This window comes from Paenibacillus sp. GQ49 (assembly GCF_059759055.1).
Map to the genome: position 1 here is coordinate 825,257 of NZ_JCAXEL010000001.1, position 23,864 is coordinate 849,120.

Sequence of the window (23,864 nt, forward strand, 5' to 3'; positions counted from 1 at the left end):
CTGCGTGCTTCTTACATCGGAGCCTACAGGTTAACGTTTACACGGTTCGTATATGTCTTGCGCTTCTCAATCAATTGATTCAGGCCGTCTACATAGGCACGTGCACTTGCACCCAATATATCTGTGCTTACGCCACGTCCTTGTACCGAAACCTGATTCTGAGTCAGCACAACATGTACTTCACCCAATGCATCCTTACCATGCGTTACCGATTTGATGGAATAGTCAGACAACGTTACGTCTTCCCCGCTTACTTGGTCAATCGCATTGTAGATTGCGTCTACCGATCCGTTACCCTCTGCTTGCTTCTCAACCGTATCCCCGCCAAGCGTCGCAATGCGGACTTTGGCTGTTGGTACCGATTCATCTCCGTACGTTACGAAGATCGATTCCAGTTTATACACCTCAGGTGCATCCTGCAATTTCTCTTCAATTAGAGCGAGCAGATCTTCATCAGTTACTTCTTTTTTCTTATCAGCCAGATCTTTAAACTGGGCGAAAGCGCGATTCAATGCTTCTTCCTCCAGCTCATATCCCAGATCAATCAACCGTTCACGGAAGGCATGACGACCAGAATGTTTACCCAGTACAAGTTTGCTTTCCTTCAGACCGATGGACTCTGGAGTCATAATCTCGTACGTTGTTTTTTCCTTCAACATGCCATCCTGGTGAATACCAGATTCATGTGCGAAGGCATTTGCCCCAACAATGGCTTTGTTTCCAGGCACAACCATACCTGTCAAACGGCTAACCAAACGACTGGTCCGTGCAATTTCAGACAACTGCAGCGATGTTTTCGCCTGGAAAAATTCCTGACGTGTCTCCAGTGCCATAGCAATTTCCTCGATCGCCGTGTTCCCGGCACGTTCACCAATGCCATTGATCGTACCTTCGATCTGATCGGCTCCGTTGAGAATGGCTGCAAGTGTATTGGCCGTCGCCATACCCAAGTCATTATGGCAGTGGGCACTCAGCTGTACCTTTTCAATACCGTGTACGTTCTCCTTGAGATGTTTGAAAATGTTTCCGTATTCATATGGGCTCAGGTAACCAACCGTATCCGGAATATTCACGACCGCTGCACCTTCTTCAACAGCCATATTTACCATTTCCACGAGGAAATCATACTCGGTACGACCTGCATCTTCAAGTGAAAATTCAATCTTCGAGAATGTTTTCTTTGCATAACGAATCGCGGAACGAGCTGTATCCAGTACCTGCGCTTTGTCCATGCGCAATTTATGTTGGCGGTGAATAGGTGAAGTTGCCAGGAAAACGTGAATGCACGGGTCCTGTGCACCTTTAAGTGCTTCTTTAACCGCATCAATGTCTTGCTCTCTGGAACGGGACAAGCCAATTACAGTCACATTTTTGACCGCATTTGCTACTGCATTGACAGCTGCCAGGTCACCTGGAGATGCCGCCGGGAAACCCGCTTCCATCCGGTCAATGCCAAGCCGCTCGAGCTGATGGGCAATTTCCACCTTTTCACGAGTGTTCAGATTGACTCCCGGGGATTGCTCTCCATCACGCAGCGTTGTGTCAAATACATAGATTTTACGCACGCTTCGCACCTCCTGTACTTGTTATTATATGTTTCTCTGAACCAGCAATAGCGGCTCACGCATAAGCACGGCCGCTATTCCCAGTTAAAGCTCTAAGTTTACTTGATTACCTTAAAGTGCATGCTCTAGAAGTTAATGCTTACTTCTTGATCCAGTGCATCATCTCACGCAATTGTCCGCCAACCACTTCGATTGGGTGTTCAGCTTCGTTACGACGAGTTGCTGTCAAGAATGCACGTCCGGATTGGTTTTCCAGAATGAAGTCACGTGCGAATTTACCTTGTTGGATATCTGTCAGGACTTCTTTCATTGCTTTCTTCGTATCTTCAGTTACAACGCGAGGTCCAGTTACATAGTCACCGTACTCAGCTGTGTTACTGATGGAATCACGCATGCTTGAAAGTCCGCCTTCATACATCATGTCAACGATCAGCTTCAGTTCGTGCAGACATTCGAAGTATGCCATTTCAGGAGCGTAACCCGCTTCTGTCAATGTTTCGAATCCAGCTTTTACCAATGCACTCACGCCACCACACAGAACAGCTTGCTCACCGAACAGATCTGTTTCTGTTTCTTCACGGAAGGAAGTTTCGATAACCCCTGCGCGTGTACAACCGATACCTTTAGCATAAGCCAAACCGATTTCTTTAGCTTTACCCGTTGCATCTTGCTCGATCGCGATCAGGCCCGGTACACCAAAACCTTCCACATAAGTACGACGTACCATGTGACCAGGGGACTTAGGAGCTACCAGCAATACATCGCTGTTTTTTGGAGCAACGATTTGACCGAAATGAACGTTGAAACCGTGTGAGAAGAGCAATGCAGCGCCTTCTTTCAGGTTTGGTTCGATTTCGTTTTTGTATACAGAAGCTTGAGTTTCGTCTGGCAGCAAGATTTGAACTACATCTGCGCGGCTTGTTGCTTCAGCCGGGGACAGAACTTCAAATCCGTCATTTTTTGCAGTGTCGAAGGATTTACCTTCACGAAGTCCGATGACTACGTTCAATCCGCTATCACGAAGGTTTTGAGCTTGGGCGTGGCCCTGGCTACCATAACCGATTACCGCGATCGTTTTTCCTTTCAATACGTTAAGCTCTGCATCCTGTTCATAATAAGTAGTTACTGGCATGTTTATAAGTCCTCCTTTGTATTGTAAAGAACCCTTCATTAATGAGCGGGTGTCTCAAGGGACCGACTCGCTTGGCGTGTCAAAAGCATCTCTGGTCTGATCCGATCCGTTCAGACACCCGCCCATTAATGCGGGAATGTAGCTATATTTTCAAGCGTTACATCACTAAAATGTTAAATTACAACTGTTAAGGGACTGACACTCACATAAGATCAACTGTATATGTTAGCTAACCGTCGTCCCTCTTCATTCATTATAGCTTTATACGTTGCCGCGTACCAATGCAGTTATGCCTGTACGGGACAATTCGCGAATGCCATATGGCTTGAGCAATTCAATCATAGCATCAATTTTGTCCGTATCTCCGACTACCTGCACAATCAAGCTGCCTGGACCAACATCTACAACGGATGCGCGGAATGTTTCTACCACACCCAGAATTTCAGGACGCTCGGAAGGCTCTGCTTTCACTTTTATCAGGGCGAGTTCACGGGCTACCATTGGTTTCAGGCTGAAATCCACCACTTTAATAACATCGATGATTTTGTATAATTGTTTCTCAATCTGCTCAAGTGTTTTATCGTCACCAATGGTAACAATAACCATCCGGGAGAGTCCAGGTTCTTCCGATTGACCCACTGTAATACTCTCAATGTTAAATCCGCGTCGACCGAACAACCCTGATACACGCTGAAGGACGCCTGGCTGATCGTTTACCAATATTGAAATCGTATGTCTAATCATTCGTCAGCATCCCCCATCAGCATTTGATCAATTGTCGCTCCTTGCGGAACCATTGGATATACATTTTCTTCCTTGCGTACTACGAATTCAACAACGACCGGTCCTGGTGTATCCAATGCTTCCTGCCAAGCACGCTGGGCTTCTTCCTTGTTGGTTGCACGCAAACCTTTTACGCCATAAGCTTCAGCCAGTTTTACAAAATCAGGGCTTCCTGCCAGATCAATATGGCTGTAACGGTTCTCATAGATAATCTCCTGCCATTGGCGAACCATTCCAAGTACCTGATTGTTAATGATCACAATTTTTACCGGTATATTGTTAATGGCACAAATCGCGAGTTCTTGGGAACACATCTGCATTCCGCCGTCACCGTTAATGGAGATAACGAGTCTGTCCGGATTGGCCATCTGAGCACCTATGGCAGAAGGGAATCCAAAGCCCATCGTTCCGAGACCACCCGAAGTTACCCATGAACGCGGTTGATTAAATTTATAATATTGTGCTGCCCACATCTGATGTTGTCCCACATCCGTAGTTACAATTGCTTCACCTTTGGTTGTATCATTCAGCATTTCAACAACCCACTGGGGTTTCAGCACTTCGTCTGAATCCGTATAGCTGTAAGGTTTCTCTTGTTTCCACTGTTTGATCTGGTCTCTCCATGCATCTGCACGCTCTGCACGTCCAACTTCTTTGTTGGCTATTTCCAGTACAGTCTTCACATCACCAACGATTGGAATATCCGTTGCAATGTTTTTACCAATCTCAGCCGGATCAATATCGATATGAACGATCTTGGCATGTGGAGCGAATCCATCCAGCTTGCCTGTTACCCGATCATCGAATCGTGCGCCGATATTAATCAGCAGGTCCGCTTTTTGAATCGCCTGATTGGAAGTGTACGTTCCGTGCATACCTGGCATACCCGTCCATAATTCATGACCGCTTGGGAATGCGCCTAGACCAAGGAGAGTAGTCGTAATTGGAATGCCTGTCTTCTCAACAAACTCGAACAGTTCTTCATGTCCTCCCGAGTATACCACACCGCCACCAGCGAGAATCATTGGACGCTCTGCTTCCTGAATGGCTTGGGCCAAACGGTCAACCTGCAGTTTGTTTGGTACTGTCCGTGGATTGTACCCTCTCAATATAACAGGTTCAGTTGTTGGTTCAAACAATGTTTTGTTCGCTGATACATCTTTCGGGATGTCGATCAGTACAGGACCTTTACGACCGGTATTGGCAATATGGAATGCCTCATGAATCACACTGGACAGATCTTTTACATCTTTCACCAGGTAACTGTGTTTAGTGATTGGCATTGTAATCCCGGTAATATCCGCTTCCTGGAAAGCATCTGAACCGATCAGGCTTGAAATAACGTTCCCCGTAATGACTACGAGTGGTACTGAATCCATATATGCTGTTGCAATACCCGTAACCAGATTCGTTGCTCCTGGTCCGGAAGTAGCGATGCAGACACCAACTTTGCCACTTGCACGTGCATATCCGTCAGCTGCATGTATTGCACCTTGTTCGTGACGAGTGAGAACGTGTTTGAAATCCTCGAAACCATACATCGCATCGTAAATGTACAACACTGCGCCGCCCGGGTAACCAAATACGCACTCGACACCTTCAAGTAACAAACTTCTCAGCAGAATTTCGGATCCGCTAATGACCTCCGGCTTCATCCATTTTTCACGTAATTCATCTGTTGACCGTACTTCTGGAATTTGAGCTCCCATCAGTCATCCTCCTCTCGAAATTTACACCATTCTGACATTTAAAGTTACAAAAAAAACCTTCCATCCCTGCAAACAAGTTCATGCTTGCGAGGGACGAAAGGTTATCGCTTCCGTGGTACCACCCAACTTTGCCCGAAATTTCGCAATAACGGACCTTACCAGGTACAACAAAATGAATAGCTCAAACGAACATAGTCGTTTCCCATACCTGTTGTCTGTAACGCAGACATACGATTTTCCCTAATACGCGAAAGGAGTGACATCCAGTGCTTTTCAGGAAAACAGCTCCGAGGTGAGCTCGTATATAAGGGATAATGGTGGTGGTTTCAGCAATTCCAGCCACTCTCTGAGCAAAAGAGCCCTTAAAACTTCGTCCTCTTCATAGCCGATGAAATATTCTCGTTAAATGTTAGGAACATTATATGATTCCTCCAACCGATAAGTCAATACCTGTTTTGCATAAAAATTCAGAGAACCTTCCTTCCTCCCTCTTCAGCCTATAAGGTTGCCCTAATCCCAGCGCTTCATTCAGTCACCTTTTATCTTGCTTCGGGCATAGGATATACGAGCAGCACGACTGGTCCTGAAAGGAGGCTCCGCATGGTGATTCGGCAACGCACATCCAAGCTGGATGATGGCGCCATCATGAAGCTGATTGACACTCAACTTGTTCCTTTATCCCATATGAGCGAAAAGGAAATTAATAAAATCCGCAAAGAAATACCCCTGCGAATGAACAGGGGCATGACCTTTGTTGTCTCGCCGGAGCCAGACAAAGCTGCTGTGGCATTCATCCATTTTCTCATGCATGGGGAATTGCTCTATGTCGATATGATGGCCGTTAGTCCAAAAGAACAACGCAAACGTTACGGGCAAACTTTGTTGCTCAAAGCAGAGAGCTTTGCAGCATCCCGAGGTTGTCGAAGATCTAAAGTGATGGTGGATGAGGGCAATACCAAAGGGCTTCAGTTTTATCAAAAAAATGGATACAGCGCGATTCGATACATCATGATCAGCCGCTGCTACGAATTGGAAAAAACATTTAGAATGTCCTAGAAAAATCCTGGTGGACGTGGACCCGGACCATAAGGACCAAATCCAGGCCCCGGGCCAAAACCGCCACCAGGTCCTCCAGGTCCATACCCCGGTCCGTAGCCTGGACCGTATCCAGGGCCTGGTTTTGGTCCAGGTCCATATCCGGGACCAAAGCCGGGACCAGCTCCATAAGCATAAGGCAGTGTGGCAATAGCGAGCAGGTCAAACAATACCAGTGGCAGAATCGCTTTTGTACGTACTTTTTTGCCATTCAAACGCTTGAGTACCAGTTTGTTGCCCGATACTTTCAACAGCTTTCCCGTAACCCGAGTGCCGTCATTTTTGATTGCAACAATATTTTTGCCTATTAATTTCATCGCCTCATCACGCGTAACTTGTTGTTTCATACTTTCCCCTCCTCCTCGGATCGTTCAAAACAGTGTATTCGTCCATCACTGAATTCGCCTGTTTCTTTGTCCCTACCTGAAAATATGGGTATCTGCACGAGAACCAAAGTTAACGTGAAAAAGTGGCTTAGCAACGTTCAAGAAAACAAAAAAAGCCCGCACAAGGCGGACCCTTTTATCAAGTTTTTGGATAGTAAATTGAAATGTTACAAGTTTACCTTTTACCCGGATCATATGCTTCACCGAGTGCAGACGGAGCCGAAGAACGTCCAACCGCTGCAACGAGAACGATGATGGTAAGCAGGTAAGGCAACATAAAAATAATTTCCTGGGGAATACTTTGTGACCATTCAAACAACTGTACATAGTTTCGGATCGCTTGTGAGAATCCAAAGAAGACAGCCGCACCAAAGGCACCAATCGGATTCCACTTACCAAAGATCATAGCTGCAATAGCAATATAACCTTGGCCGGAAACCGTATTGTGTGAGAATGTACCCGTAGTTGTCAACGTGATTGCTGCTCCACCAATGGCCGCAAGCGCACCACTGATCATAACGCCAACATAGCGATAACGAAGCACTTTAACACCAACCGTATCAGCCGCACTTGGATGTTCCCCTACAGAACGAAGGCGCAGACCAAATGGCGTTTTGAACATGATGTAATACGTCAGGAATACAAACAGAATGGCTAGATATGTCGTTGGATATACGTTCTTGAAAAAGGCTTCTCCAAGCAAAGGAATGTCTTTCAAGAATGGCACATCAAACTTGCTGAAGCCTTGAACCAACGGTGAATCACCAGAACCTTCAAACAACAGTTTAACCAAGTACAACGTACTTCCTGCTGCCAAAAAGTTAATGACGATACCACTGATAATCTGGTCTGCCTTAAATGTGATAGACGCAACGGCATGAATCAGCGATACCAGTACGCCCAATACAATCGCAAGCAAAACCCCCATCCAGGCCGAAGTCGTTCCACCCATGCCCGCTTCTTGAGCATAATGCGCCCCGATTCCAGCTGCAAAGGCACCAAAGACCATAAAACCTTCAAGTCCAAGGTTGGTTACACCTGATTTTTCCGAAAAGATTCCGCCGAGTGATGCAAAAATCAATGCCGTAGCAAAGACAAGCGTCGTATTGATAATTTGCCCAATTGTCAACAAGTCCATCTACAACACCTTCTCTTTCTTACGCTTCGAATAGAACGGTTTGAGTATCCAGCGCACGATGCCTTGTGCCGCAATAAAGAAGATAATCGAACCGATCACAATCCGAATAATCTCAGGCGGAACATCCGCAGCAAAACTCATACCTGCAGATCCGTACGTGAGGGTACCAAACAACACTGCACCCAACAACACCCCAAACGGATGATTCAAACCAATTAGCGCAACAGCTATTCCGTCAAAGCCTGTACCTGGTGAACCCGACATTACGGTCTGGTAATGGAACACACCAAGAACCTGGAATGCACCACCAAGACCGGCAAGCATACCACTGATAAACATCGCTTTTACGATATTCCGGTTAACATGCATACCTGCATATTCAGCCGCATTAGGGTTGTAGCCTACCGCGCGGATTTCAAAACCTTGTTTTGTTTTCCACATATAGATATAAAAGAGCACAGCCATCACAAGGGCAATCAACGTCCCCATGTGTACACGGGAGTTGCCCATCAGTTCAGATAACCATGTGAGACTAATCGAAGCCGATTCGCTGATATCCACGGAGCGATTCTCGCCCTTCAACAGCAAGAATTGGCGTACGATAAGGTTGGCCAGATACAGACCAATCCAGTTCAACATGATACTACTGATAACTTCATTGACCCCACGTGCCGCTTTCAGATAACCAGCAATAGCTGCCCAGAGACCACCAAACAGTGCACCAGCAATCAAAGCCATTGGCGCATGAAGGTAGATCGGCAACCCTGCAAATTTAACACCAACAAATGTCGCAGCTGTCATTCCGACGAGAAATTGACCTTCTCCCCCGATGTTAAACAGCCCTGCACGTGATGCAAATGCAAATGCAAGTCCAGTCATAATTAATGGTGTCATTTCCCGTACTGCTTCACCAAAGTTGTACATGTCTCCAAATACCTTGGTGAACAATGCTCCATAGGCTTCGATTGGATTGTAGCCACCAATCAGCATGACAACTCCACCGAGAATAAGACCCATAATAATAGCTACTACAGGCAAAATAAATGAATCTCGCGTAAACCATTTCAATACGTTATTCATGCGCAGTACCTCTCTTTTGAGTGCTGCCCGCCATCATCAAGCCGAGCTCCCTATCATTGGTTTCTTCCGGCAGCACCTCGCCAACGATCTGGCCTTCATAGATGACAGCAATTCGGTCAGATACATTGATAATCTCATCAAGCTCAAATGAAATCAGCAGAACAGCCTTCCCTTGATCACGCTGTGCAATCAGTTGCTTTTGCACGAACTCAATAGCCCCTACGTCCAAACCACGCGTTGGCTGTGCAGCGATAAGCAGTTCAGGGTTTTTATCTACCTCACGGGCGATAATGGCCTTTTGCTGGTTTCCTCCGGACAAGGAACGAGCTTTGGTCTCGATGCTTGGTGTACGCACGTCAAATGCCTCAACAAGCCGCTTAGCCTGCTTTTTGATCGCATCGAAGTTAAGGAACCCTTTACGTGTGTATGGTGCTTTATAATACGATTCCAGAACGATATTTTCACTCACTGAAAAATCAAGTACAAGTCCGTGTTTATGTCGATCTTCCGGAATGTGGGCTACACCCGACTCCGAGATATGGCGCGGAGAATGATTGGACAGCTCCTTGCCCTCCAAAAGAATCGAACCGCTCTCTACTTTACGAAGTCCGGTAAGAGCTTCAATCAGTTCACTTTGACCGTTACCATCCACGCCTGCGATTCCAACAATCTCTCCTGCACGTACGTTCAGGTTAAGTTGGTTCAGAACCGAAATACCTTCTTTATTCTTGGCCGTTAATTTACTGACTTCGAGCACATTGGCTCCAGGTGTAGCCGGTTTTTTGTCCACTTTGAATGTGACATTCCGCCCCACCATTTTCTCTGCCAGCTCATTCGGATTGGTTTCCGATGTTTTAACCGAATCAATTACTTTACCCCGACGGATAATCGTTACCGTATCGGAGATTTCCATGATTTCTTTCAGTTTGTGCGTGATCAAAATAATGGACTTTCCTTCAGCTACAAGCTTCTTCATGATAATCATCAGTTCTTTGATCTCTTGAGGAGTCAATACGGCTGTAGGCTCGTCAAATATCAGAATGTCTGCACCGCGATACAACGTTTTAACAATCTCTACACGTTGCTGCATTCCGACAGAAATATCATGAATTTTGGCATGAGGATTCACCTTCAGTCCATACTGTTCGGAAAGACGCTGAACTTCAGCGGCTGCTTTTTTATAGTTAATATTGAGACCCTTCGTTGGTTCAGATCCCAAAATAATGTTCTCTGTTACCGTGAACGGCTGTACAAGTTTAAAATGCTGATGCACCATGCCTATGCCAAGATCGATCGCTCGGTTAGGGCTGTCGATGATGACAGGCTTGCCATTCACTTCAATGGAACCTTCATCTGGCTGATAGAGACCAAATACAATATTCATCAACGTTGACTTACCAGCGCCGTTTTCGCCCAGTAGCGCATGGATCTCGCCCTTACGAAGCTGAAGGCTGATGGCGTCGTTGGCAACAATGCCTGGGAAACGCTTCGTAATTTGTTTTAACTCAACGACGGGGGTTGCTGCACCCATGTAATCACCCTTATAACTGATATAGTGTGGTTCCGCAAACGTAAAAAAAAACGTCTATCGACGTACTTTCAAAGAAGACAGACCGCGCTTAGCTGAAGTTTTTCTTGCGATAATCGAATGGTTCAGCTCATTAAGAACATATCAATTCCATTATCTTAAGAAAAGCTCCTACAGGAGCGTTGGTGCACAGTGACCTTGTACAATTGTTATGATGAATTGATCAAATGTTCCTGTTCTTGCAATCATAAGGCCGGTCAAGACCGGCCCCAATGATTATTTTATTTGAGACTAAGATCAAAATTACTCTGTAGGAATTTTGATTTCGCCGCTGATGATTTTTTCTTTGTACTCTTCCACTTTTGCAAGTGTATCAGCAGATACATTGGCAGTAGAGGTATCAGCAATACCTACGCCGTTTTCTTTCAAAGTCAGGTTCTCGGAACCGCCAGCGAATGTACCATCAACTACTTCTTTGTTAACGCGCTTAACTGCTTCGTCAACTTTTTTGATCATGGAAGTCAAAGTGATCTCATCACCAAACTCAAGAGATTGGTCTTTGTCAACACCGATAACCCATACATCTTGACCTTGTTTCTTACGAGCACTTGCTTCGTTAAACACACCGTTACCTGTTGCGCCAGAAGCGTGGAAGATAATATCTACGCCTTCATTGTAAAGAGTTGCTGCTGCTGCTTTACCCAAGTCAGGTTTATCAAATGCACCTGTGTAGTTAGAAATGAATTGAGCATCAGGGTTAACTGCTTTAACACCTTCTCTGAATCCTACTTCAAACTTTTTGATCAGTGGGCTTTCCATACCGCCTACAAAACCAATTTTGTTGGACTTTGTTGTCAGACCAGCCACAACACCAACCAAGTAAGATCCTTCTTCTTCAGCAAATGTTACGGATTTAACGTTAGGAGCATCAACAACACTGTCGATGATCGCGAGTTTAGCATCAGGGTTTTGCTCAGCTACAGTTTTGATTGCATCAGCCAATTGGAAACCGATACCCCAAGTCAGATCATATCCGCCTTTAACGAATTCGTTCAGGTTAGGAATGTACTCTTCATCGGATTTACTTTGCAGGTATTTAACAGCAGTACCTGTTTCTGTTTCAGTCGCTTGCAGAGCTTCCCAAGCGGATTGGTTAAAGGATTTGTCATTAACTCCACCTACGTCAGTAACCATACCAATTTTGAGATCGGATTTTGCTTCAGTGGAAGTGCCACCTGTATCTCCTCCGGCATTTGTTTCTTCTTTCGGTTTGCTACCGCAACCTGCGAGCATAACCGATACCGCCAGCAACATTACCAAAGACAAGCTGAGCATCTTTTTCATTTTCTCTTTTTCCCCCTTAATGATATATCCCTCATTCCAATCCAGCCTACAATTGAACGGTTAACAGATCGCAGGAATGACTTTTATGCAGAATGTATGGTTTCTTCGACATTAAAAGCGCATTCTCACCCTTGAAGCATCCTATCATCTGTCGAAAAACCGAACATTATGACATGGAGAGAAAAATCTAGGACTAGCCTACTAGAGGTGATTATACAATCAACCAGTGTTAAAATCCAGATGTTTCATCACCAAATATCACATATTTTTGTTCTTTTTTTATTGAAAACGCTTAATAATTTAGCGTTTTAACACACTAACGTTACAACGATGTGATGTTATATAACAAAAACATATCGCGAACTTTAGTGATAAGTGGGATTTACCTGTTTTCATTTGTATTATTTCACCGTTCGTATTTTATGTATTCTCATGGATCGTTATTCACTAGTTATCTGGTTTCATTGTTCCCTTCCAGACTACAGCCTATTCGCTCTACTCATTCAGAGATTCATCTCCGAATTTCTTCCAAGCCGTAAAAAAAGCCGCCATATAGGTACGGCGGCTTGTATCATACAATTTAAGCGTTGATTTTGCCTTTAGCAACAGTAGCCAAAGAGTTGAACGCATTGATGTCGTTAACGGCCAGATCAGCCAACATTTTGCGGTTCATGTCTACTCCAGCAAGTTTCAAACCATGGATCAGTTTGTTGTAAGACAAACCATTCATACGTGCTGCAGCATTGATACGAACGATCCACAGTCTGCGGAAGTTACGTTTCGTGTTGCGACGGTCACGGTATGCGTATACCAGGGATTTCATTACTTGCTCGTTAGCTGTTTTAAAAATACGGTGTTTGGAACCGAAATAACCTCTTGCCAGTTTCAAAACCTTTTTATGACGACGACGTACTACAAAACCGCCTTTTACTCTTGCCATATTAAAGAACCTCCCAAATAAATATAAATGTATCCGTGGTATGTGTACGGCCGTAGCCGATCCCCCATACGGAATGTACTAATTAGAATTAGCCTTTCAAGTTAGCCAAGCCTTGTTTCAAACGTCTAACATCCCCGGCAGCCATAACTGGGTTACCGTTCAGAACGCGCTTAGCACGTTTGGATTTGTGGGAAAGCAAGTGGTTTTTGTGAGCTTTGTAACGAAGGACCTTACCGGAACCGGTAATTTTGAAGCGTCCTTTCAAACTGCTGTGTGTTTTCATTTTAGGCATTTTGTGTTTCCTCCTCCAATGTTATCAGGCTTTAGGAGCCAAGATCATGATCATACTGCGGCCTTCCAATTTTGGTTGACGTTCAACAGTACAAAGTTCTGCAACTTCTACCTTAACGCGCTCCAAAATCCGTTGACCAATCGCGGCATGTGCAATTTCACGTCCGCGATAACGAACAGAACATTTCACTTTGTCGCCTTCGTTCAAAAACTTAACTACATTACGAAGCTTCGTTTGATAATCGTGCTCCTCAATATTGGAACGGAACCATACTTCTTTAATATCAACAATTTTCTGGTTCTTACGGGCTTCTTTATCTTTCTTTTGTTGCTCATAGCGGAATTTGCCATAGTCCATAATACGACACACCGGCGGTTTAGCCTGTGGTGCCACATTGACCAGATCCAAATTCAGGTCAATCGCCATTTGCAGTGCTTCGCGAATGGGCGTAATCCCAATTTGTTCTCCTTCAGCTCCGACAAGGCGTACTTCCTTCGCCCGAATCTCATCATTAATCATGTGATCTTTACTAATAATCGTCCACCTCCAGGTCATTTTGAATATCCAGTTAAACAAAAATAAAAGGGATGCCGGTTAAGCTACCGACATCCCTGTAATCAACACAATTCTTCATGAATATACACTTCATAAATTATTGGGATCGTTGACCAGCCAACATGTTTGTTGATCAGGTGAGAAGTCGGACTTCTGCTTGTGATTCCATTGCTATTCGTTTTAAGGCACTTGAATACTATATCACCCATAAAACACATTGTCAACATTCTTCACAACTTTTTTTTGTGAATTATACATTTGTTATATCAGATGTCAACAAAGTATCGCATGCATGTTCCTTACCCTTGTTTGCTCTGTACCTCATCCAACCGTACAACACGTGTATGTTGAGTGTGGCTCCACTGTTTGTTGTTCTGCGTAAAGAAAGCGTAGAACGTAATCGGGTACCAAGACAGCAGGTAGATCGGGAACAAAATCAGATATAGATAAACTTTGGCAAAGGTAACTTTCTCCAGTGCCATGGACAACAGGAACGTCAGAATGTTCAAACCAATAGCCACGAACCCAACCCATAGCGGGAAGTACCCATAAATATTAGCAATGTGCGGACCACTGAATAAAGCCATGTCTACCCACATCACAGCCGTCATCAGGAACGTAAGCAACACCACATAGACATTGGCTCCATAGATAGCAAGGTCAAATTTCACCAAGCTTCTTTCCTTAATGGACTGCCAGAGCAGCGGGAAGAAGTATCTACGCGCAACTGTAAAGTGACCTTGCATCCAGCGCAGACGTTGTCTCGCTGAAGCTTTGAATGTTAATGGCTTCTCATCAAATACTTTGGCGTCATAGTTGAAAACAGGATACACATTACGTTGCACACTGCGCATCGTAAACTCCAGATCCTCAACCAGACTTGTTGCACCCCAGCCAATTTCCTTCAACAGGTTGGTCTCGAAGCACATTCCGGTTCCTCCGAGGAAATTCGCCATATTCAAGTTATGACGAGACAACTGCCACAAACGGTTGATGTACCAGTAAGATACACCGTAAGCTGCAGTAATCCAGGAATCCTCCGGATTTTTTGTATCAATGTATCCTTGGATAACACGTGAACCATTGTTCAAGTCATCATTCATCTCAAGCAAGAAGTTACGGTCAACCAGGTTATCCGCGTCAAACATAACAACTGCGTCATACTGACGTGGCAATTTCCACAGGTACTTAAGCATCCATTCGATGGCGTAGCCTTTACCTCTTAAATCGGCGTTGGTACGTACACATGCGTTTAATCCATGCTCTCTGACAATTTGAGCCGTTCCATCCGTACAGTTGTCACAGATGACAAACACATCGTACAGATCTTCCGGATAGTCTAGTTGTTTCAAGTTCTCCATCAAGGCACCAATGACTTGTTCCTCATTGTGTGCTGCGACGAGTACAGCGAATGATTTTGTCGCCGGATAATGTTTCTTTTTCTTTTTCTTAATCAGACCGAACAGCGAAAACGTGAATTGGTACACGGCTAGCAGTGCCAGAATGACCTGCATCGTGACGAATATAGCGTCCAACATCGTTCTCTGTTACCCCCTTTTTTTCAAAACCCAGTTTACTCAAGCATTTCTCTTCCTGATTCTGCAATTTATTTTTTTTTGATCTGCAGAATATGACCCTGTTCTTTTGGTTACTACGTGAATATATCAGGCAATGTTTCAAAGCTTGGTTGCTATCAGTTGGCTGCTTTATCGATTCTGTATCCTTTTCAGTCATTTGTCAAAACCCCAATTCCACTTTCTAAAGCAGAAATGTGATCTTTAAACGCTGAATAGACACTTCGTGATACCACAACCTCGCATTCATGCCTGTTATATCTTATTTTCAGCCGTTTACTTGATTTTTATTTCTAAAGTCCCTGCTTTTTTCATCAGCATGTTATTCTTCGTCAGAGGCTCTATAACAAATAACGCAAACAGACCTCAAAAAGTTTGAAACAAAACTCACATTTTTTTTACCTCATTTCAGCCATGTTGAATCATTGTATCTTTTTTAGCTGACCCAAGTCAAAAAGTTAAGATGGGTATATATCCACTCTTTAACATGAATTTCACTTTCTTTACATGGGTTCTTCTTGAAAAGGACAACATTTAAAAATATGATAAACATATACCTGAAATAACCTCAAGTTCATGAAAAACGGTTATATACTAATCAGGACGAAACCGGATGCAGAAAATCACCGGAAATAATGCCGCCATTACGGGCGGCCTGACTGGCAGGAGGCCAATATGAGCCGTTTATTCTTAAAGTTTCAAGATTATGATCGAAATGTTTTTATGTGGATCAACGGCCGACTTCATAATCGTTTTATGAATTTTTGGCTGTATTATTTCACCCATCTGGGTGGAGCAACTTCTTCTATTGCAATATCGTTGTTAATCTGGCTGCTTGCTCCAGCTCCATGGAGCACAACAGGACTACAGGCATGTATCGCCCTTGCGGTCAGCCATATCCCTGTAGCTATCGCGAAAAAATTGTATCCCCGCATTCGACCTTATCTGGCCTTGCCGGATACAATTACGTTCCGTAATCCCCTGACGGATCACTCGTTTCCTTCAGGGCACACAACTGCCATTTTTTCGGTCACAGTTCCCTTTATGACCACTGATCCGATCTTATTGCTAATATTGTTGCCTGTGGCCCTTGTTGTCGGATTCTCTCGAATTTATCTGGGGTTACACTATCCTTCCGATGTTCTGGCGGGTGCCACAATAGGTACTTTAGTCGCACTTGCAACAGTTGCATTCTGGTCTTAAAGCCGATATGTTAGACTCAGAAAAACCTAGCAGGAACAGGTGAAGCAAGCGTGGAGAAAAAAAGAGTATTACTATTATCTGAAGGCTTTGGTACGGGTCATACTCAAGCCGCCTATGCACTGTCCAGCAATTTGCGAAAGCTCTCGCCAGACGTGCAGACAAAAGTGCTTGAACTGGGAAGTTTCTTAAATCCAAAGGTTGCACCTCTGATTATAACAGCATACAAAAAAACGGTTACCAACCAACCCAAACTTTTCGGATACGTATACAGGCACCAATATAAAAAATCATTGAACAGGCTGACCACACTGGCGTTGCATAAACTGTTCTATACACATACACGCAGTGTTGTGCGCCAGTTACGTCCCGATGCGATCGTCTGTACACATCCGATTCCAAGTGCTGTCATATCCAGACTGAAACGTCTGGGTGTACAGGTTCCCCTATGCACAGTCATTACCGACTATGATGCACATGGGACGTGGATTAACCGTGAAGTAGACCTTTATCTGGTTTCTTCAGATGAGGTTAAGTCCAAACTAATGCTACGAGGCGTACCTACAGAAAACATTCGAGTCACGGGCATTCCGGTGCATCCAAATTTCTGGGAGCATCCCGGGCGAGAAGAGATCCGAAGCAGATTTAACCTCAAGAACATGCCTACTGTACTGGTGATGGGTGGCGGTTGGGGAATGCTCAGCGACAAGCTGGTCCATCCGCTGCTGACACGCTGGCATGAAGATATTCAGATCATTTTTTGTCTCGGTCGCAATGATAAAACACGGATCAGCATGGAACAGAACCCCATGTATCGCAAAGAAAACATTCACATTATGGGATACACCAACGAAGTGGACAAATTAATGGAAGTATCCGACCTTCTGATTACCAAACCTGGGGGAATGACATGCAGTGAAGGCTTGGCCAAAGGAATTCCCATGTTGTTCCACAACCCTATACCTGGTCAGGAAGAAGAAAACGTCCATTATTTTACGGCAAGAGGGTTGGGAGAACCCATAACTTCGCCCGACGTAGTGGTTAAATGGATGAACAAGCTGTTGCATCACTACCCGGATGTTGTACGTAAACGCAAACGTCATTTGGCGGAAATCGCCAAGGTTCATCCAATGCAGAGCGCTCAAAGTATTATCGATCTGCTGGAGGACGTTCGTCCTTCATCCGCAGAAGAGGCCCGTTTATGAATTTATCCCAATAGGATGTCGCTTCCCGCATTCTTCGTCCAATCATGCCTCTAACCAACGGCTTCAAACAAGCCTGCAACCACATTGAAAAGGTGCCTTCGAATCCGAAGGCACCTTTTCTTTATGAAGGAAAGTACAAACTATTGAATGCCTGTTGACTTCAAGTACTCCTGCCACTGCTTGGTGTATTCTGCCTGAATTTTTTCCAATCCTGCTTGTTTAGCCTTCTCCATAAATGTGTTCAATCCAGCTTCTACGTCTGCCACCAAACCTACATTAAGCGGATACAAATATTGTTTTTCCACTTGCTCCAATGCAGCCTTCTCGGCTTGGTACGGAGTCCAGTCTTCAGCAAATCCGGTATAAATATCCGGCTTTTTGATTTTGTCGAGATCTTCAAACATGGTCAGGACATCATCAAAGGTTTTATCATAGAGCATGAATTCCGGATTACGCCAAGCCCAGCCATTCATGCCCTCACGCGCGAAGCCATTTGTTTGTGCATCTCCGACCATTTTGTAGTATCCATTATCTACCTCGAAGTTTTTGCCCTCAACGCCGTACTCAGTCAACCAGTTGTAGCGTTTGTCTGTCACCAGTTTCTCATAAAATGCCAATGCTTTTTCCGGGTTTTTACTGCTACGCGGAATCGCAAAACCATTGTGGATTGGGTGAACCGGTTGTGCAAACCCTTTTGCATTCGGGTATGGGAAATAAGCCAGTTTCCAATCTGGATGCGTAGACTGCACCTTGATTACATCTGCATTAAATTTGTTCGGGTTTTCCCCGGACAGAACAACAGCCGCTTTTCCATTTTGCAGCAACGAGTTGGAAGTATCCTTCACATTCAGTACGTTTTTCGGGAAAAATCCTTTGTCCATCCAACGTTTGTATGTTTTCAGGTCTTCCAGGTGTTGCGCCGATCCCCAATAGGACGTCACGGTTGAAGGTGTGTCATACATAATATCCAGTCCATATGGAAGTTGACCTGCTGTATTAACCAGCTTGGATGTCAATTGACGAATACCATGGGTGTGGTTGGCATTGCTATCCGCAATCGGAATCATATTGGGTTCGTTGGCTTTGATGCCCTCCAGATACGCTTCAAGCGTCTCCAAGGATTCCGGTTTCGGAAGATTGTACTTCTCGCGTAAGTCCTCACGGTACGCAATTCCCTCGGTTACATACTCAATCCAAGTTGATGGAACAGTATAGATTTTGTCATTGATTTTGACAGCATTCCACATGTCATCAGGTACATGAGCTTTCAGTGCTGGCGCTGCTGTAGGCAACATTTCATCCAGTGGCAGGAACGCGCCCTTCTTGGCATAGGACTGGTAGAATGTCCAATCCGCTGTGAAGATCAGATCGATCGGCTGTCCGGAAGACAGCAGCAGTTTATATTTTTGATCCCAGTCGGTCCATGAGGTGTAGTTGAATTTCACATTGACGTTCAGATCAGCCTCCGCCAGCTTATTGATCTCGGATTCAATAACAGGCAGATCTTTGGGAGCATCCCCAAGCATGTAAAATTGAAGTGTGACTTTCTCGCCTTTGTTCCCGGATGTTCCTCCTTGTTCACTTCCTTGCGTCGATCCCCCCGAACCGTTGTTACATGCGGCAAGTACCCCGGCGAACAACATCAGGGCAAGTACCAGAGACAGGTGCCGAATTGTTTTGTTACGCATACGCATCCTCCCTTTTTGTGGTGAACCTTTATATGTTAGCGCAGACTCGTCATGTTTCAGACCGAAAATAATGTTAATGGTCTGACATCCACAGCGTGTTCACGTTCTAACCTTTCACTGCACCAATGGTGAGTCCTTTGACAAAATAACGTTGTACAAACGGATACAGGAACAAAATCGGTCCCGTTACAACGATAGCCATTGCCATCTTGGTTGATTCGGTAGGCACATCCTGACTGAGTGTGATCCCTGTGCCAATCGCCATCTGGTCAATGAATGTAATCGTGTTCATCGTGTTGTAGAGATAAAATTGCAGTTGGTACATATCCGGGTTGTTAATGAAGAGGGATGAGGTAAACCAGTCATTCCAGTAACCCAGTGCCAGGAACAGACCTACGGTGGCGATACCAGGCATCGCCAGTTTCAACACAATGCTGAAATAGATGCGGAAGTCATTTGCTCCATCAATTTTGGCGGACTCAATCAATTCATCCGGCACTGCCGAGCGAATGAAGTTTTTCATCAGGATAATGAGGAATGGCGTCATCAACCCCGGGAAAATCAGTACGGTGTACGTATCTGTGAGATCGAAGTAGTTCGCCAGCATAATGTACCAAGGCACAAGTCCCCCACCAAACAGGGTTGTGAAGTAGATAAAAAACGAGAACGTGTTCCGATATTTAAAATCCTTACGCTGGAGCACAAATCCGGCCATCGTGATGAGGAACAGCCCTAGCGTAGTCCCCACCACCGTTGTAAAGACCGTTACCCCATAAGCCTTGAGTACCTGAGTCGGGAATTTGAACACCATTTTGTAACCTTCCAGGGAAAAGTCCGTTGGAAAGAGGTGATAACCATCCCTCACAATGGACTCGTTGCTGCTGAATGAACCGGATAGAATCAGCAGAAACGGTAGCAAGCACATGATTGATAAAATGATGATGAAGCTGTAGGAAATCAGTTGAAACATGAAAGTGAATTCCGAATCTCTGAGACGCGTATTCGCACGAGTGTGAGTATTCATTGGCGTGTTCATGATCGTTCTCCCTCCTGCCCTGCGGGCGTTCTAGAACAAGGCGTAGTCCTCATTTACTTTGCGGATAATATAGTTGACGGTCATGATCAAAATGAATCCGAATAGCGACTGATACAGACCAGCAGCAGTTGCCATCCCGATATCAAACGTTACTTTCAGTGAACGATACACATACGTATCAATAATATCTGTAGCGTTGTACAGTACCCCGTTATTACCGATCAGTTGATAGAACAGGTCAAACTGCCCCTTCATAATGCTGCCAAGCGAGAACAACAACAGGATGACAAAGGTTGGCTTCAGCATCGGTACCGTAATGTACCAGATCCGCTGAAAAATATTGGCCCCGTCGATTCGGGCAGCTTCATAATACTCGTCACTGATACCCGTTATGGCGGCCAGATAGATGACCATGCTGTATCCAAGATTTTTCCATAGGTAAAAGATGATGATCAGGAACACCCAGATCCAGGGTGTGTTATAGATGTCGACCGGGCCGGCCTCAAAACGTTTGAGCACCGTGTTCACAAAACCCGACTCGTAGTTAAACATGTTGTAAGCGATTACACTTAATAGTACAAATGAGATGAAATACGGCAAAAACATGACGGATTGCGTAATTTTTTTGAATAACCTGCCCCGGATCTCGCTAAGCATAATCGCACAGAAGATCGCCAGACCGTTCCCTAATATAATGAAGGCGAGATTGTAACCCACAGTGTTGGTTGTGAGCTTCAGCAACATTCCGGATTGCCATAGGAACTTAAAGTTCTCCAGACCGACAAATGGACTGCCAAATAATCCGCCTTCAAAATCATACCGGGTGAACGCATAATAGATGCCGACCATCGGAAAATACGAGTTAATCAGAAAAAAGATCAGCGTGGGCAACAGCATCAGAAACATGATTTTGTTTTTGTTCAATTCTTTGAGCATGGCTCGATCCCTCCCGAATTTCTTGCGGTGCTGCGTGGTGGAGCTCTCTTTTTATTGTAGATGCTCTATTCACTCACGGATACTGAAGCTTCCCTTCAGAAAATGAACGATTCTGCGAAATAAACTGTGAACAAAATGAACGAACCATGAAATGAACTGACATCCACACACATCCGTTCACAAATGTTGATATCGTGCATAGGCTACACCTAGTGAACAATTCAGCGAAAGTTGAACTTTATGTAGACAGAACAGGCAAAATGGCTTGTGCACCATTGATGTAAACGCATACATAATATATAATTCAAGTTACTCTTGCTCTTCTGCTCATCCAACTATGAAGCCTCACTTATGTATATGAAATTCTATGTGGTTCACCCAAAACAGGAGGTCCGAGGGGGAAGAAGAATGCGTAAACGTTCAGAGGACAGTCAGAAAGTCTTCACACGGATTCTGATCGGCATTATTATCAGTACCGTCGCTACCTTACTTGTGGCTTCTTCTATTTTGTACGTCAACTATAATCGAATTGCTCTTCGCCAGGTGTATCGTACAGATATGAACAGTCTTACTCAAACCAGCCGTGAAGTGGCCAAAATGACCGAGACTGCGAAATCATTGTCATATCAGATTTATCAGGACTACACCATCTCTTCATTACTGCTCTATTCCAAACCAAATATCTATGAGATTACATCGGCGATGGAGCAGCTAGACAACTACCGTATGTCCCTTCCCTTTATCGAATCCATCTATGTATATAACTCCAAAAGTAAAGAATTCTTTATCAGTTCCAACATGCGCAATGGGCAGCAGTCCATCTCGGAGATCGATGATCAGGGGATTACAAGCATCCTCCAACGCTTCCATGACTATAAACCTTTTGTGCCTATCCCGCGTACATATCAGGTCGGCTCTACCGAAGCAACAGAGGTTAACAGCTACACCTATCTCTGTTATGACACGATTAATGATAACGCGAAGCTAAACTATGCTGTCATCGTTAATATCAAGGATGATTGGCTCAGTCCAAATATGAATGCTGTGGATCAACCAGGCAAGACCTTTATCGTGAATGAGAAGGGAGACCTTTTATCTGACTTTGGCGACCGTGCATTGATGAAAAATCTCTCCAGCGAAGCTTTTATGAAGCCAATTATGCAGGATACGGGGCAATCAGCTTACTTTACCGAGAAAGTCGACGGAGAAAAATCTCTCATCACCTATACCGCTCCCGATGACCTAGGTTGGCGTTATGTAAGAATAACACCTTATGATCTGATTACCTCAGATATACGGAGTATGCGCACACATACCATTCTGTTTTGTGTTGGACTTCTCTTCGCAGGCTTGCTGCTCTCTTACCTTGTGTCCCGAAAACTATATCACCCTATTGATAAGGTGCTTGTTCGTTTACGTGTGATGGAAGCAGAGCGACGTGGTAGTCTTCATTTGTTACGGCAGGATTTTCTACGAGGGGCCCTGCAGGGCCGCGAAACAGTAACTGGAGGGATGCTGGAAGAACGGATGAAGTTCTATGGTTCCTCCATTGATGTTCGGCGTGTATCCAGATTGGTATTGCTGCGTATTGACCATTTTACCGAATTCTGTGAAACGTACCGTGATGAGACCCAGCTTGTAAAATACGCCATGATGAACATCTGCACCGAGACAGCCGATCTCCACTACAATGCAGAAGCTGTGGACATGGGCGGTGATCTGATCACACTCATCTTCAATGAAAAAGCCGAAAGCCATGAACTTGGGCAACCTGCTCATAACCGGATCGAAGAGCTGCTACGTATGATGCAGGCAGCTGTAATGACCCATTTGAAATGCTCCATCTCCTGTACGATCGGCACGGAAGAAGATTCATTGGAAGACAGTATTGCATCCTATACCAGATCAGCCGAAGCCTCACTGCATCGTTTGTTCATGGGACCGGGCTGTCTGATCTATACCTCTGACATCATGGCGTATCACGCCAAGGAGTACGCATTCCCAGCTGGTAAGGAAAGACAACTTGTCGATCATCTAATGACAGGTAAGACGCGAGAAGCAAAACAAGTCTATACAGACATCGTCGGCGAGACAGCCGCATTTCCATTTACCGTCTTCCAGCTAGCCTTATCCCATCTGACGATGACACTGAACCATGTACGAAATACCCTCAAGAAGAATAATCAACTCACGCTTGATTCAGTCTCGGATGGTCTAATGCTGCCTGTCAAAGACGCAGAAGACATCAGTGAAGTACATGAACACTTCTATCGGATGTTTGATGAGCTTGGTTCCAAAGTCGAGGAGAAACGTACACTGAAGCACGAAGAGTTGATTCGTAAAATCAATGGCATTATTGAGCGGGACTATGCGGACCCCAATCTCTGTCTAACCTCCATTGCAGATGAACTGGGCATGTCGCCCATCTATGTGAGCAGGCTCTACAAACAGCTCACCCTGAAAGGGCTCACGGACGTGATTAACGAAACCCGCATAGCCAAGGCCCAGCATCTGCTAGTAGAGACAGAGAACTCCGTTGCCGATATTGCCGAGAGAACGGGATTCACCAACAGTTCATACTTCTATCGCATGTTCAAAAAGTTTAATGGTGTTACACCAAACGATTATCGCCGCAAAGAGTTTCATTCAGAGAACTTTTGAAATCATCCCAGACTTGA

The 23,864-nt window shown here is 44.8% G+C and carries 20 protein-coding genes; 4 read left to right on the plus strand and 16 right to left on the minus strand.

Annotated features, from left to right (window positions below; genetic code table 11):
* Positions 1-23: 23 nt before the first annotated feature.
* From AC6CIF_RS03770 to ilvB, 4 genes are all read right to left on the minus strand, one after another.
* Entirely contained in the window at positions 24-1,565 is a 1,542-nt protein-coding gene (locus tag AC6CIF_RS03770; RefSeq protein ID WP_498197953.1) for a 2-isopropylmalate synthase, read from the minus strand.
* 139 nt (positions 1,566-1,704) lie between these two features.
* Entirely contained in the window at positions 1,705-2,697 is a 993-nt protein-coding gene (ilvC, locus tag AC6CIF_RS03775; protein WP_036669754.1) for a ketol-acid reductoisomerase, read from the minus strand.
* A 261-nt stretch (positions 2,698-2,958) separates the two neighbouring features.
* Positions 2,959-3,441 (minus strand): acetolactate synthase small subunit, encoded by a 483-nt coding sequence (gene ilvN, locus AC6CIF_RS03780; RefSeq protein ID WP_024628317.1) that lies wholly within the window; start codon positions 3,439-3,441, stop codon positions 2,959-2,961.
* On the minus strand, positions 3,438-5,189 hold the full coding sequence (gene ilvB, locus AC6CIF_RS03785) for a biosynthetic-type acetolactate synthase large subunit (RefSeq protein WP_091032851.1): 1,752 nt from the start codon (positions 5,187-5,189) through the stop codon (positions 3,438-3,440). Before ilvB ends, ilvN begins: the two co-directional genes overlap by 4 nt.
* 603 nt (positions 5,190-5,792) lie before the next feature.
* Between ilvB and AC6CIF_RS03790 the strand changes: the two genes are divergently transcribed.
* Positions 5,793-6,245 carry a GNAT family N-acetyltransferase gene (locus tag AC6CIF_RS03790; RefSeq protein WP_498198204.1) on the plus strand — a complete coding sequence of 151 codons (453 nt, stop codon included), beginning with the start codon at positions 5,793-5,795 and terminating at the stop codon, positions 6,243-6,245.
* Here AC6CIF_RS03790 and AC6CIF_RS03795 read toward each other — a convergent pair.
* From AC6CIF_RS03795 to AC6CIF_RS03835, 9 genes are all read right to left on the minus strand, one after another.
* Positions 6,242-6,631 (minus strand): hypothetical protein, encoded by a 390-nt coding sequence (locus AC6CIF_RS03795; RefSeq protein WP_498197955.1) that lies wholly within the window; start codon positions 6,629-6,631, stop codon positions 6,242-6,244. The two genes, AC6CIF_RS03790 and AC6CIF_RS03795, sit on opposite strands and share 4 nt — an antisense overlap.
* 214 nt (positions 6,632-6,845) lie before the next feature.
* Positions 6,846-7,808, minus strand: coding sequence for an ABC transporter permease (locus AC6CIF_RS03800; protein WP_498197957.1), 963 nt, complete (start codon positions 7,806-7,808; stop codon positions 6,846-6,848).
* Positions 7,809-8,888, minus strand: coding sequence for an ABC transporter permease (locus tag AC6CIF_RS03805; RefSeq protein ID WP_498197959.1), 1,080 nt, complete (start codon positions 8,886-8,888; stop codon positions 7,809-7,811).
* The gene (locus AC6CIF_RS03810; RefSeq protein ID WP_215076982.1) at positions 8,881-10,419 is read right to left on the minus strand and encodes an ABC transporter ATP-binding protein; all 1,539 of its coding nucleotides are present in this window, start codon (positions 10,417-10,419) and stop codon (positions 8,881-8,883) included. The genes AC6CIF_RS03805 and AC6CIF_RS03810 overlap by 8 nt, the downstream gene beginning before the upstream one ends.
* 300 nt (positions 10,420-10,719) lie before the next feature.
* Entirely contained in the window at positions 10,720-11,760 is a 1,041-nt protein-coding gene (locus tag AC6CIF_RS03815; protein ID WP_498197961.1) for a BMP family lipoprotein, read from the minus strand.
* A gap of 580 nt (positions 11,761-12,340) precedes the next feature.
* Positions 12,341-12,700, minus strand: coding sequence for a 50S ribosomal protein L20 (gene rplT / locus AC6CIF_RS03820; protein ID WP_017689664.1), 360 nt, complete (start codon positions 12,698-12,700; stop codon positions 12,341-12,343).
* An 88-nt stretch (positions 12,701-12,788) separates the two neighbouring features.
* A complete protein-coding gene (gene rpmI / locus AC6CIF_RS03825) occupies positions 12,789-12,992 on the minus strand; it encodes a 50S ribosomal protein L35 (RefSeq protein ID WP_017689665.1) in 204 nt (67 codons plus the stop codon).
* A gap of 24 nt (positions 12,993-13,016) precedes the next feature.
* Positions 13,017-13,511, minus strand: a complete 495-nt coding sequence (gene infC / locus AC6CIF_RS03830; protein ID WP_017689666.1) for a translation initiation factor IF-3 — start codon at positions 13,509-13,511, stop codon at positions 13,017-13,019.
* A 335-nt stretch (positions 13,512-13,846) separates the two neighbouring features.
* Positions 13,847-15,085, minus strand: a complete 1,239-nt coding sequence (locus AC6CIF_RS03835; RefSeq protein ID WP_498197964.1) for a glycosyltransferase family 2 protein — start codon at positions 15,083-15,085, stop codon at positions 13,847-13,849.
* A gap of 711 nt (positions 15,086-15,796) precedes the next feature.
* Between AC6CIF_RS03835 and AC6CIF_RS03840 the strand changes: the two genes are divergently transcribed.
* Both AC6CIF_RS03840 and AC6CIF_RS03845 read left to right on the plus strand, forming a co-directional pair.
* Positions 15,797-16,324, plus strand: coding sequence for a phosphatase PAP2 family protein (locus AC6CIF_RS03840; RefSeq protein WP_076209222.1), 528 nt, complete (start codon positions 15,797-15,799; stop codon positions 16,322-16,324).
* A 50-nt stretch (positions 16,325-16,374) separates the two neighbouring features.
* The gene (locus tag AC6CIF_RS03845; RefSeq protein WP_405143727.1) at positions 16,375-17,526 is read left to right on the plus strand and encodes an MGDG synthase family glycosyltransferase; all 1,152 of its coding nucleotides are present in this window, start codon (positions 16,375-16,377) and stop codon (positions 17,524-17,526) included.
* 140 nt (positions 17,527-17,666) lie between these two features.
* Here the strand turns inward: AC6CIF_RS03845 and AC6CIF_RS03850 are convergent, their stop codons facing one another.
* From AC6CIF_RS03850 to AC6CIF_RS03860, 3 genes are all read right to left on the minus strand, one after another.
* Positions 17,667-19,220: an ABC transporter substrate-binding protein gene (locus AC6CIF_RS03850; protein WP_498197966.1), complete on the minus strand. Its 1,554-nt coding sequence runs from the start codon at positions 19,218-19,220 to the stop codon at positions 17,667-17,669.
* A 100-nt stretch (positions 19,221-19,320) separates the two neighbouring features.
* Complete coding sequence (locus AC6CIF_RS03855; protein ID WP_498198206.1) at positions 19,321-20,184, minus strand: carbohydrate ABC transporter permease; 864 nt, start codon at positions 20,182-20,184, stop codon at positions 19,321-19,323.
* Between the two features lie 96 nt (positions 20,185-20,280).
* Complete coding sequence (locus AC6CIF_RS03860) at positions 20,281-21,186, minus strand: ABC transporter permease (RefSeq protein WP_017689672.1); 906 nt, start codon at positions 21,184-21,186, stop codon at positions 20,281-20,283.
* Positions 21,187-21,594: 408 nt separating this feature from the next.
* Here AC6CIF_RS03860 and AC6CIF_RS03865 point away from each other — a divergent pair, with 408 nt between their 5' ends.
* Positions 21,595-23,847, plus strand: a complete 2,253-nt coding sequence (locus AC6CIF_RS03865; protein ID WP_498197968.1) for an AraC family transcriptional regulator — start codon at positions 21,595-21,597, stop codon at positions 23,845-23,847.
* The last annotated feature ends 17 nt before the right edge of the window (positions 23,848-23,864 follow it).

Excerpts from the sequence above, each read along its gene's own strand:
- ilvC (WP_036669754.1), bottom strand. The coding sequence starts at position 2,697 with ATGCCAGTAACTACTTATTATGAACAGGATGCAGAGCTTAACGTATTG.
- ilvN (WP_024628317.1), bottom strand. The coding sequence starts at position 3,441 with ATGATTAGACATACGATTTCAATATTGGTAAACGATCAGCCAGGCGTC.
- ilvB (WP_091032851.1), bottom strand. The coding sequence starts at position 5,189 with ATGGGAGCTCAAATTCCAGAAGTACGGTCAACAGATGAATTACGTGAA.
- AC6CIF_RS03795 (WP_498197955.1), bottom strand. The coding sequence starts at position 6,631 with ATGAAACAACAAGTTACGCGTGATGAGGCGATGAAATTAATAGGCAAA.
- AC6CIF_RS03800 (WP_498197957.1), bottom strand. The coding sequence starts at position 7,808 with ATGGACTTGTTGACAATTGGGCAAATTATCAATACGACGCTTGTCTTT.
- AC6CIF_RS03805 (WP_498197959.1), bottom strand. The coding sequence starts at position 8,888 with ATGAATAACGTATTGAAATGGTTTACGCGAGATTCATTTATTTTGCCT.
- AC6CIF_RS03810 (WP_215076982.1), bottom strand. The coding sequence starts at position 10,419 with ATGGGTGCAGCAACCCCCGTCGTTGAGTTAAAACAAATTACGAAGCGT.
- AC6CIF_RS03815 (WP_498197961.1), bottom strand. The coding sequence starts at position 11,760 with ATGAAAAAGATGCTCAGCTTGTCTTTGGTAATGTTGCTGGCGGTATCG.
- rplT (WP_017689664.1), bottom strand. The coding sequence starts at position 12,700 with ATGGCAAGAGTAAAAGGCGGTTTTGTAGTACGTCGTCGTCATAAAAAG.
- rpmI (WP_017689665.1), bottom strand. The coding sequence starts at position 12,992 with ATGCCTAAAATGAAAACACACAGCAGTTTGAAAGGACGCTTCAAAATT.
- infC (WP_017689666.1), bottom strand. The coding sequence starts at position 13,511 with ATGATTAATGATGAGATTCGGGCGAAGGAAGTACGCCTTGTCGGAGCT.
- AC6CIF_RS03835 (WP_498197964.1), bottom strand. The coding sequence starts at position 15,085 with ATGTTGGACGCTATATTCGTCACGATGCAGGTCATTCTGGCACTGCTA.
- AC6CIF_RS03840 (WP_076209222.1), top strand. The coding sequence starts at position 15,797 with ATGAGCCGTTTATTCTTAAAGTTTCAAGATTATGATCGAAATGTTTTT.
- AC6CIF_RS03850 (WP_498197966.1), bottom strand. The coding sequence starts at position 19,220 with ATGCGTATGCGTAACAAAACAATTCGGCACCTGTCTCTGGTACTTGCC.
- AC6CIF_RS03855 (WP_498198206.1), bottom strand. The coding sequence starts at position 20,184 with ATGTTTCAACTGATTTCCTACAGCTTCATCATCATTTTATCAATCATG.
- AC6CIF_RS03860 (WP_017689672.1), bottom strand. The coding sequence starts at position 21,186 with ATGCTCAAAGAATTGAACAAAAACAAAATCATGTTTCTGATGCTGTTG.
- AC6CIF_RS03865 (WP_498197968.1), top strand. The coding sequence starts at position 21,595 with ATGCGTAAACGTTCAGAGGACAGTCAGAAAGTCTTCACACGGATTCTG.